At 33.0% G+C, this 11626-nt stretch carries 10 protein-coding genes; 8 read left to right on the top strand and 2 right to left on the bottom strand.

Annotated elements, in window-relative coordinates; all coding sequences use genetic code 11:
- Positions 1–1059: a family 20 glycosylhydrolase gene (locus IGJ11_RS07670; protein ID WP_251849160.1), complete on the top strand. Its 1059-nt coding sequence runs from the start codon at positions 1–3 to the stop codon at positions 1057–1059.
- Between the two features lie 175 nt (positions 1060–1234).
- Here IGJ11_RS07670 and IGJ11_RS07665 read toward each other — a convergent pair whose 3' ends face one another.
- Positions 1235–1612, bottom strand: coding sequence for a YccF domain-containing protein (locus IGJ11_RS07665; protein ID WP_010718913.1), 378 nt, complete (start codon positions 1610–1612; stop codon positions 1235–1237).
- A 274-nt stretch (positions 1613–1886) separates the two neighbouring features.
- On the opposite strand from IGJ11_RS07665, the gene IGJ11_RS07660 reads away from it, so the two are divergent.
- From IGJ11_RS07660 to IGJ11_RS07640, 5 genes are all read left to right on the top strand, one after another.
- Positions 1887–2417 (top strand): PadR family transcriptional regulator, encoded by a 531-nt coding sequence (locus IGJ11_RS07660; protein WP_063627230.1) that lies wholly within the window; start codon positions 1887–1889, stop codon positions 2415–2417.
- A gap of 167 nt (positions 2418–2584) precedes the next feature.
- On the top strand, positions 2585–3955 hold the full coding sequence (locus tag IGJ11_RS07655) for an MFS transporter (protein WP_207431962.1): 1371 nt from the start codon (positions 2585–2587) through the stop codon (positions 3953–3955).
- A gap of 758 nt (positions 3956–4713) precedes the next feature.
- Positions 4714–5466 carry a restriction endonuclease gene (locus tag IGJ11_RS07650; RefSeq protein ID WP_207431964.1) on the top strand — a complete coding sequence of 251 codons (753 nt, stop codon included), beginning with the start codon at positions 4714–4716 and terminating at the stop codon, positions 5464–5466.
- A 227-nt stretch (positions 5467–5693) separates the two neighbouring features.
- Positions 5694–6389, top strand: coding sequence for a hypothetical protein (locus IGJ11_RS07645; protein ID WP_237558412.1), 696 nt, complete (start codon positions 5694–5696; stop codon positions 6387–6389).
- Positions 6390–6984: 595 nt separating this feature from the next.
- Positions 6985–7176 (top strand): hypothetical protein, encoded by a 192-nt coding sequence (locus IGJ11_RS07640; protein ID WP_010718919.1) that lies wholly within the window; start codon positions 6985–6987, stop codon positions 7174–7176.
- Positions 7177–7412: 236 nt separating this feature from the next.
- Here IGJ11_RS07640 and IGJ11_RS07635 read toward each other — a convergent pair whose 3' ends face one another.
- Positions 7413–7559, bottom strand: coding sequence for a putative holin-like toxin (locus IGJ11_RS07635; RefSeq protein WP_081186522.1), 147 nt, complete (start codon positions 7557–7559; stop codon positions 7413–7415).
- 2128 nt (positions 7560–9687) lie between these two features.
- Here IGJ11_RS07635 and IGJ11_RS07630 point away from each other — a divergent pair.
- Positions 9688–11181, top strand: a complete 1494-nt coding sequence (locus IGJ11_RS07630; protein WP_251849158.1) for a hypothetical protein — start codon at positions 9688–9690, stop codon at positions 11179–11181.
- A 251-nt stretch (positions 11182–11432) separates the two neighbouring features.
- Entirely contained in the window at positions 11433–11576 is a 144-nt protein-coding gene (locus tag IGJ11_RS07625; RefSeq protein ID WP_242697152.1) for a tyrosine-type recombinase/integrase, read from the top strand.
- Positions 11577–11626 lie beyond the last annotated feature (50 nt).

The following is an 11626-nucleotide window of genomic DNA, read 5'->3' as shown; positions in this document are numbered from 1 at the left end:
ATGAATGAATCAAACAAGCCAATATCTGTTACAAAAGCACCTTCTTTAAAAGAGCGTGGCGTGATTTTAGATATTGGACGTAAATTTTATTCAATGGATTTTCTGAAAAAACTTGTAGACTACATGGCTTCATTGAAAATGAATGCTTTGCAACTTCACTTTTCTGATAATGAAGGATTTCGGTTGGAATGCGAAACAATTCCAGAAATCACATCAGAGAAATTTTTGACGAAACAGGAAATGACGGATTTGATTGATTATGCGGAGCAAAAGGGGATCTCTGTGATTCCAGAGTTTGATAGTCCTGGTCATTTGCAACGGTTGTTGGCAATCTATCCACAATGGCAAATGGAGCGAGAAGGCGAAGATTCTTTGATTTTTCCGACTAATCGAGCCCTTGATATCACCAAAAAAGATGCGGTCGCCATGATCAAAAAGATGATAAAAGAATATGCAGAGTTATTTCATCGTTCCGATTATTTCCATTTAGGGGCTGACGAATACATTGAATTTTCAGAGTTGGATAAATATCCGGCACTAAAAGCACAAGCAATCGCTAAATACCACGATCCAACCCGTCAGTATGATGTTTTCATCGACTACATCAATGAGTTAGCAGACTATGTCGAAACATTAGGTAAAAAAGCTAGAATTTGGAATGATGGTGTCTATAAAAAAGGACTGCTCATGAAAAGTAAATTAAAACCTTCTATTCAAATTACGTATTGGACAAAACATCAAGCAACAATGGCGACTGCGGGGGAATTTCTCACTCGTGACCATCAATTGATCAATGTCAACGATCAATTTTTCTATTTTGTTTTAGGAGAAGGTGCCAGTTATAAGTATCCTACAGCTCAAAAAATTCAAGACAACTGGACGATTGATCAATTTCCTGAAAATCAACGATTAACAAACGAACAAATGAAAAAAGTACAAGGTGCCTATTTTGCTATCTGGAGTGACTACCCTGATGCTTTGACTGAAGAGGAAGTCTTAACAATGATTAAAGAACCATTAGCTGCACAACAGCAAATCATCTGGCACGAAACAATATGAACAATCAGTGATCAAAGAGGTGAATCTATAGTTGATGTTGTCTTCAATAATTGATCCTGGTGTTTCTTAAAAGTTGTCCAAACAAAAAAGCCGAAGATTTCAAAAATTGTTTCTTTTTTGACATTCTTCGGCTTTATTAGATCTAGAAATTGTTACCAGGTTCTTAACTATCTAATCAATAATAAGATCTGGTTAGAACGATTCTCGTACCAAAAGGCATCAACGCTAATTTAGCTAATTTAAACGACTGTTTACCAAATGGAATACCAATGATCGTAATATAGAGTATAAGACCACTAATCACGTGGGCAATCGCTAATGGGAGTCCACTGATAATCAACCAGATGATATTGATAATTAAAGAAGTCCCACTATCGCTATAAATCACTTCTTTACCAAATGGGAAAAAGCTAAGAGTTGCCAGCTTAAAACATTGTAACCCGATTGGAATACCAATGATCGTTATACACCAAATGACTCCTGCTAAAAACCAACCAATCCCACCGATACAGCCTCCAAAAATAAACCAAATCAAGTTTCCTAACATTCTCATTTTAACACCTACTAAATTTTTTCCCATTATACCATGTAATGGTTCTTAGAGTTCCTTTATTAAAGTTATTTAATTATGTGTTTTTTGTTTTGAATAAATGTTTTTTAATATTAATTATATATAAAAATAGTTATTTAATGGTGAACTAAGAAAAGAAAGAATGTGAATGGCAAAGTGGGTTTGCTTAATTACCTTAATAAAGAAAAGTGATTGACTTATGCATCTTTTAGATATATCATTCTTGTATCTAAAAGATAGATAAGGAGGAAGAAACATGATGAATGAACTGTTTGTTCTAGGAGAATTGATGGAATCACCACAAAATGGTTATCACTTAAGAAATGCAATGCAGGCTTCTTTAGGCAAAAATCGCAAAGTCAGTTTTGGTGTTTTATACCCATTGTTAGACAAGTTGGCAAAAAATGGCTTAGTCACTATTACTGTTAATGAAGAAGGCCGTACACAAAAGACTGCCAGTATTACTGATAAAGGACGTCAACGATTTTTTGAATTAATGAAACAAGACGTTCCCAGTGGCGCTCATACAGAAGAAATTTATTTAATCAAACTCGATTCGATGCAACATCTCTCATTAGACGAACAAAAAGAATTGTTAATGGTCTACATACGTGAAAAACAAATCACGGTTGACGAAATCAAGGGCTATTTAAAAAAACTAGACGAAGTAAAAAAAATTGATCATTGGTATGCGACTAAAAAGTTAGAATTATTACTTGGAAAAGCCCAGTTAGCAATCCAGTGGGCAGAAGATTTTCTATCAGAACTGCCTTATGTGGAAGAATAAGCATGATCATGGTGTAGAACAAAGCGTGACAGTTCTTAACATCAGGTCGATTTTAAAACGTCATAAAAAAGCAACGATACTGTAACTTTTTATTAGTTACAGTCTCTTTTATACAAAAATATATATATCTAAAAGATATATTAAGGGCGATAGATGGAGGAATGAGCATGTCTCAACAAATCAAAATTGCCTTAGTAATGGCAATGAGTTTATTTATGGAAATATTAGATGGTACGATTGTTACAACAGCTTTACCCAAAATGGCGACCACTTTTTCAACAAATATGTCACAAATCTCACTTTTAATCAGTGCGTATTTAGTCACAGTGGCGATTTTTATCCCAATGAGTGGCTGGTTAGCCAATTATTTTGGTAAGAAAAAAATCTGGCTTCTGGCTGTTTTCCTATTTACCATTAGTTCATTAGGGAGCGCCCTTGCGCCTAGTTTTGGGGTTCTTTTAGGAATGCGAATGTTGCAAGGTTTCTCTGGAGCGTTGATGACACCTACTGCACGATTGATCGTTTTTGAAAAAACGCCAGTCGACCAACTATTAAAAATGACGAGTTATCTTGTTTGGCCAGCATTAATCGCACCTGCGATCGCTCCTATAATGGGTGGAGCAATCATTACCTATTTAACTTGGCATTGGATTTTTTTGATCAATTTGCCAATCGGTATGTCGATCTTGATCCTAGGATATTCATTGATTCCGTCAGACCATGACCTGATCAAAAATAAATTTGATTGGCTCGGTTTTGTGGAAATGGCAACGGCATCCACCTTACTTGTAGTCGGTGCAGAATTATCTTCACGAGACGGTCTTTCATTTGAGATAGCAGGAATTGTGTGTATCGTGAGTGGAATAATATTTCTTTTGTTCACATATCAACATTTAAATAAAGTCGAACAACCCTTATTTTCATTAAAAGCCCTATCAAAAACTTCTTTTAGAATCGGCCAAACCAGTGGGGCAATCCTTTGGTTATCTGTCGGAGCGATGCCATACTTGTTGACGATCTATTTACAAAATATTTTTCATTGGTCAGCAGTCGTTGCAGGAAGTTATGTTATTTTCATTTTTATTGGAAATATTGGGATCAAACCCTTCACGACATCGATTATTCGCTCACTTAACTACAAAGGGGCATTGATTGCGTCATTCCTCATGATTTTGAGTAGTTCTTTCTGTTTAGTTTTCATTGAATCAACCACGTTTCCAGCGATTATTATGTTACTAGCTTTTGCCTCAGGAATCGGACGCTCGCTCGCACTCACAGCGTTTATGGGATTAAGTTTATCAGAAATTCCACCACAAGAACGCAATAGCGCCAATACATTGAATACAGTTGTCCAATCTTTAGCTCAAGGATTAGGGGTATCATTTATTACGTTGGTGATTCATTTATTGGAAATCCAGCTGTCGATCCCACTGGCTTATAGCCTAGGCTTTGCTGTTTTAGGGGCGCTAATGCTTCTGCCAATCATTGAAATCCTAAAAATCCCACAAACAATGGGCATAGCGACAATGAAGAAATAAATCTAAATATAGTAGACAGGTAGATTTATTGAAGAAAGATTTGAACTAAGGGTACTTTACAATCAAAAATCTACTAAAAAACTAGTCCTTCGCTGACTTGATTGAGCGAGGGGCTAGTTTATGTAGCGTTTTACCGAATAGCCACGTTGGTAGTAAGTTGAATAACGACACTTCGATTCAAACAAACGCCAACTCTATTACCAATAAGCAAATCAAGGATCATAGATTAGCGAGTCAGTACACGCAGTTGTTTTAAGTAATTGGCTAAAAACTCTGAATGGTTATTTTTTAGAGTAAACCTTGCAAAGCAAGATAGCCATCCACTACTATAACCAAGTTCATCCGAAGAACCTGAAAATGATGTAAGTTATTTTCGAGGTTCTTCGGATGTTTGTTGTAGATCTAAATTTTTGATCAACACAAGAACAAGTAACAATTCGATCTTTCCAAATAGGAAAAATCCTTTGTGTGACTCGGACACAAGTTAGCTTTCCTTAAAATATAATCGAGCCTTTTTGATAAAGTTTCTTTGAGTATAGGAGAGGAATGATACCCAGTAAACGATAGTTCAAATCAATGATAATCAACGAGAATGCCTAAAAAATCTGTAATCTTCACAATAGTTCTAGTAAGCGAAGTATCAACGGATTGATTCTTTTAATAAAATTTATTTAAAAATTTTTATTATATAACAAATTAATACTCTTGTTATTGATTTACAATGTAATTGTCAGAACGATAAGCGAGAGGAGAAAATAATGGTTTTTAAATTCTTACAAAAATTCAAAGAAGCCAATCAACTGGAAAGCAGCGCTCAAGAAGTGGTTTCCAAACAATACTTAGAAATAAGAAAAACGTCTTTTGTGCAAAAGAAAGATGAGAAGATCGTAATCGACTTTTTAAGTGACATGGATAAAGATTTCGGTAGTAGCCAAGATGATCGAGTGAGGCAAGGAGAACATTTTGAGCAATTTTTAGCAGCAGCTTTCCGATTAGCAGGATACGGGGTTGAGATAACGAAGAAAAGTTATGTCAAAGATCATCGTAAGTATGTGGGAGATGGGGGTGTCGATTTAATTTTGACGAAAGAAAAAAAGCGGATCGCGGTACAAGCAAAATCCAATCGCTTAAACGCAAAACCCACACCGACACTGATTGGACGTAAAGATATCACTAATTTTTCAGGAATTTCAAATAAAAATTGGGATAAAAAAATGTTTATCACCACTTCATTTTTTTATCAACAGGTCTATGAAGAAATTGAACAAAATGAAAAAGCAAAAGAAATCGAGTGGTATGATCGCTACGGGTTATTACAATTATTAAATCAAATCATACCAGATACGATGCTAAAATTTCAGCTTTTAAATTCTTTGCCAATGGGTATAAAAATATGCCCCAAATGTAGCGAAGGAATCATAATTAATTGTCGGAATGGAAAAACCGGCCATCTATTTAAAGCATGTTCCTTACATTGTGTTCATACAGAAAAGTTCAACACAACGGAATGATTGCATTAGTCAGCGATTCTTTTTCCAAAATCTCTACATATACTAATACAGTGATACTTCGATTGAATGCTAGCCAATACTATGGACGCTAAGACAGCGTTATAGTTTAAAAAATCCACAAAAAATATGTGATGCAGCCATACTTGGGAATAATTCCCCGTCAATTTTTCAATAGAAAGAATAAACAGTTCAAACAAGTGATTAAGAAAGGACTCTAGAATGGATAAATGACAAAAATACTCAAAGTAAAGCAAATTGAAGCAATGAAATTTTATACGGATATCTATCGAGAAGCAAGTTCATTCAGAAACATGTGGGTAATCAAACCCTTTTATCTGTTTTTATATGTTCTTAGCCTATGGATTAATACGTTATTTATTCTAGTTATTTTGGGTAGTAGTTTTTTATATTTAACTGGGAAGCCTCATGTTTATAATAATATTGAAACAATCTTTTACCAATTCATCGTGGCGACTGCGTTTCTGTTATTCTGTTACTATAAAAGATATCGAACAAAGCATGGTCGTCCTAAAAAATACCATAATTATTTATATAAACGAAAAGCTGAAAGAATGCTCGACGAACGAAGTATCAATCAATTGATTTTTGATGTGGAATACTTGATCAAAAAGAAAGAAAACCACGGAACCAGTATGTTAAGTATTTACCAAAACTTTATCGTAGCTTTGTGTTTTCCTATCACGATCTATCTTATCCAAAATTTTTTTGAGAAAGGCAGTATAAATTTTAGTACTTTTCTAATCAGTCTTTTTCCACTGACATTCATTTTTGGGATTTTTAAATCGAATAATTTATTTATATTAGTAAAAAGCCTTTATGTTGAAGATTATTATATGCTTGTTCATGTAAAAAAAGAATTAGAATATATGAAGACAATCAAAATAAATAAGACCAAACGTTGAAAATCGGTATTTATGTGTCTCACTCAATCAATAGAAAAATAAACAGCACCTAATCTGTTCCAAAATAGTAAAACCGTCATTTTAGAGATAGGTTATATTCAATCTAAAGCTCAAACTCATCCTCACAATGATATGGGGTCAACTTATTAGTAAATATCTGGAATACGACTAAGGCTAGAGTGCGCGGAATAAATTCATAAAGAGAGGGATATTAGATGAAGTATATCACTAAAAGTTGGTCATTTATTTCTATTTTAATCTTATTAATCATTTTTGAATTAGTTAACACATATCTTATTTATCAGTTTCCTATTTATTTACGAATAGGCATACTTATGCTCATTGGGTGGGGATATGAAATAATCATAAGACGTTTTTTAAAACATTAACTATAAAAAACTATGGTAGAACATCATGAAAAAATACTATAAGATTATCTCTGATTTACGTTGAGCAACTTTAGAATCAGCGCTTAATACAGCATTTTCAAGAAAATAAGATAGAATTAAAAAAGGTTAGGCTGGTTTCCTACGAGAACTAGCTATAATGATGCTGGAATAGCTATAGCCGGAATAATATAGAGGAGTGAGTTTTCTTGTATAAAAACTGGAAAAAGTATACGAAAAACCATCCATACGCTAGTATTATCATTGTGGCGTTAGTAGCCAGTTTAATAGGTATTTTTATCGAATATTTACTGAATCGAGACTTTCTAAGAAGCGGCTTTGGAGTAACGTTGATTTTGATTATCGGGCAGATAGTTGTTGTAAAGAAAAATAAGAAATAATTTACTGAAATAAAGTGTCGGGGTAAGAAGCGTTTTTGTAGTGTGAAAAATGATGAGTTTATGAAAGATTAAATGATGAATAATGAAACAATTGAACAAAAGAGAAAGGGTATGCTATAATAAACATGAAAAAAGGAACTGCGTCAACACTTCCCTTTTGACAGCACCGCTAAAGACGGTGGCAAGTTATATAGTTATCTCAAAAAGGAGTAACCAATCTCTCGCTAAAGTGACGGTTACTTCTTTTTGTCGTTTTTGTGGGCTAAGGTTAGAATGCCAAAAATCAGTGTTGCGATCAAAGATCCAAAACTGATCATTAGCCCTAACGCTGCTTCCACAGACAAAAGGCGTCTCCTTTCTCTAAAGTTTGAGATTATGTGCATAAGCACCACCTCACTTTCAGATTAGATAGCCACCGTCATTAAACTTTACTGTCACAACTGATTATAGCATATAGGATTTGTTATTATTACCTTGAAAATAAAAAACAACAGTTCTTTTGTTTTGAAAATTGAATAGCAGAATAAGCGTATGCTATAATGAAGATGAAAAAAGGAACTGCGCGAACAGTTCCCTTTTGACAGCACCGTTTAAGAAGGTGGCTCAGTTTAAAAATAGTTACAAAAAATAACCGTTCAAACTGGCTAAGTTTAAATTGCGGTTATTTTTTGTCGTTTTTGTGATTGCTAGTTGTCAGAGCTAAAGTTGCAAAAGCTATTACAAACATTAGCGCTTCAAAAACAGACAAGCTTATCCTTTCTAGGGAGCAAGTTACAAATCAACATAGGCCTTACCCCATTTCTATTGGGATTAGCCACCATATAAACTGTGCTGTCTCAACTATATATAGCATATAGACCTAGTTATTTTCTTGAAATTTCAAGTATAATTAGGTCTATTTTTTTGCTTAAAAATAAGAAACCAAGAGGGATTGTGAACTGAAAAAAGATCAAGAAAAAGGAGAAAAACAAAAATTTTTATCCGTGAAAACGTAAGTATATTAGAATCGATGGAAGTTAAAGTTATTTAGTCAAATAAGAAAAATTAAAGTTGCTTTATAACATAAGAAAGAAACAAAATAAAATAAGATTAAGGGGAACAAAAATCAATGAAACAACCAATCCCGCAGAACAAAAGGTTTCTGCGTATATCCATATCCCGTTTTGTGAGCATATCTGTTCATTACTGTAACTGGCTGACTAAAATTAGTTCTTTTATTTAAAAAATTCAAACAGTTATGACTTTAAAAACGCTTTTTATGATGAGGTAAACTAATAACATCGTTATTAGTTTACAGTTGTATCGTCATATAAGACAAATAAAATAATTGGGAGGATACATATTTTTAAATGAAAATTAGTATTACTTACATCTGATTTGGTTGTCTCTATTACTCCATCAATCTCGATAGGATCAAATGTATTTGCTAATGAAAATACAGAAATTTCGTTGAATCAATCAATAGACAGAACTATTACTGAATAAAAGCTTACTGAAGGATTCAGGCAATTATTTAATTTAAATATTGACGATTTAATCACTATTTTGAAACAATAAGGAATTGATCCATATACAATTTTTACTGCTAGCGAAATAGCATTACAAAGAAGAAAAGAGCTACTTAGGGCTAGGGTAAATAAAGTATTTAATTTCAATAACGAAACAAAAGATATTTATTTGAACTCTTATGTTGCGACTACTGCAAAAACTGTTGGGCTTGCAGTGATTGTACATTATGTAGGTTTAGGATAGCTCAAGCTATTACTGGTTCTATCGGAACTACGATTCATACAAGTAAAAGAATGATTATTCGTGTAAATAAACAACCAGGATGAAAAGGGGTTCGAATATTGATTGTTGAGTAATCATAAGTGTACGCTGCCAATAAAGTAAAGAAATCTTGATTGGCTGGTGTTTTATATGAATTATTTATCTAAAATATGGCTATTTGTTCAATATTTAATATTACTAGTGATTTTTGAATTGATTAACATATTTATTATTTATCGTTTTCCTATTTATGTGAGAATTGTAATACTTGTTCTCAATGCTTGGGGATATGAAATAATCGTAAGCCATTAAAAAAACATCGTTATAATCATAAGCAATAAAGAAATTGTTACATAAAATCATGAAAAAAAGACAACAGAATTATCGCTGATTGGTTAAACAATTGTTGGCCAAAAAACAAAAGAAATGATGAAGTACATAGTTAATGGGATAAGCAGTAAATAATAAAAATTAGTTAATGTGGATAAAAATGGTTTGAACAAGGTCATATCTTAAACGTAGATATGACTGTGACTATTAAAATGTGTTAAAGATAATGTCTCACATCCAAATGAAACTTTTTATGGCATTAAATTGTCGTTGTGGTACTCTACATTTGCGACGACTAGAAAGCATTTTCTTTGTTTGGCATAGATTTTATAGTTGTTGTGTTTTTTGTCTAGCTTTTTACTTTCCATAGGATAAGTAAAAAGCATTAAATGAAAAGGAGATGGATACTATATGAAAATAGGTAAACTGATTACTGCAGCTCTTGGTGTGGCGAGCATAGCAAATGAAGCTCGTAGTTTAGGACACCAAAATCAAGGAAGGGAATTAGAACGAAATCCGTATGTAGAAAACTTGGGTAGAATTAATTTTTTATCTGATGACATTCATCCACACGAAGTTCAACACTCGAAATACAACAATGGGATGAACGCTGACCAAACCTCAAGACTACTAGACGAAATGCAAAGAGATGATCCAAGACACCCCTATTCAGCTCAAATATATAAAAAAAAATCTAAAAAATCTAAAAAAAATGATGACATTCATCCACACAAAGTTCGACACTCGAAACACAATAATGTGATGAACACTGACCAAACCTCAAGACTATTAGACGAAATGCAAGTCGATGATCCAAACCCCTATTCAGCTCAAAAATCTAAACAATCAAAAGAAATTGATGTAGAATTTTCAAAGCATCTCGAGGATCAAAAAGCTCATGACGGAGCAATTTATCAACTAGTGGAAAAAGAGTCAGAATTTATCAAACTCTTAAACGGATATATTACTGAAAAACCTGCAGAAATTAATCTATTAAAATCATACCGTGAGCAGTCTGAAGAATTATGCAAAGAATTACGTCTTGTGAGGAATGATTTAAAAACTTTTGTGAATAAGACAGAACAGAAGTTGGAATCGCTTGAAAAATATTTAAAAAATGATGGAATAGAGAATAGAACAGAAGTAGAAGAATATGAGTTTCGTTACATAATGGACTTAGACAATCTAAAAAACAAAAAAAGGGAGGCCAATAGTTTTTTAGCGAATTGTAGAAAGCTAACAAGATTCCTAAAAAATGAGATAAACTACCTGAGAACCCCTGCTGTGCATTCTCTTGAAACAGAAAGTCCTACTATTTTTTCACAAGAGTCTACAAAATCAAAAGGAACCCATTTGGGTAGCACTTATAAAACAACGATAAGTATGCCTGAAATAACGAATAAACCTACAACAGCGCTACCTACTCTTTCTCCACAAGAAGAATCTATAGCAATAAGATTTGAAGATCTTTCAAACAATTTCAACATGGCAACTAAAAATATAAAATATTTACGTGAACAAATTAATGAGTTCCATTTACAGTTACGCTCGAATAAGAAAATGTCTCCTAGTGATATTCAGCAGACAGAAAAAAATCTTAATATTTTTGAGAATATTATCCTTCCAACATTAAAGTGTGAAAAAACGAATATTCAATATGCAATAATTAATGAGAAAAATTGTATAGAGTTGCTTGTAAAAGAAGGAAAATTAAGCCCCTCGTTAGCAACAAAGTATACTGATGAATACAATAAACTCATTAATAACTTTGAACAATCTAATAACAGAAGAAATAAAAGAGACCAGTCAATGAAACCTACTCTTTCAGAAAAACTAACAAATACTGCTATAAAAAATAACAAAGAATTTTCAAGAACTAAACGAGAGTCAACTTTTGAAAGGTAGTCTATAAAAAAGTGTGTAAACCCCCAGAGGTTGTATCAAGTGATGCAGAGTTTTTCAAATGGATAAACCTAAAGAAAAGAATGATTAAAAGAATTAGATTTAAAACGTACATACAACATAAAAGACAGAATGAAATAGCTAATAAGTTCAGCAATTGAGGAGATGCTTGTTGAATTACCATGTGCCTGGTCTTTTTTGATTAGTCACTGTATAAACATTACTGTCTTTACTATTACACTCATATCTCTTTATTGGCAGAAGCAGGCGTTCCGATCAAAGTGATCATGGAGCGAGTGGGTCATTCCAACATGAAAACAACTTTAGAAATTTATAACCAAGTAACCAATACAACCAAAGAAAAACGAATCCAAGAAGTCGATTCTTGGATTTTTTAGTGGATTTGTTTGGAAAATACAGTTAGTATGCTTTTATAAGAGTGGTCGAA

Source organism: Enterococcus sp. DIV0691 (assembly GCF_051711145.1).
Taxonomy (GTDB): Bacteria; Bacillota; Bacilli; order Lactobacillales; family Enterococcaceae; genus Enterococcus_B; species Enterococcus_B hirae.
This window is presented reverse-complemented; position numbering and strand designations above follow the sequence as displayed.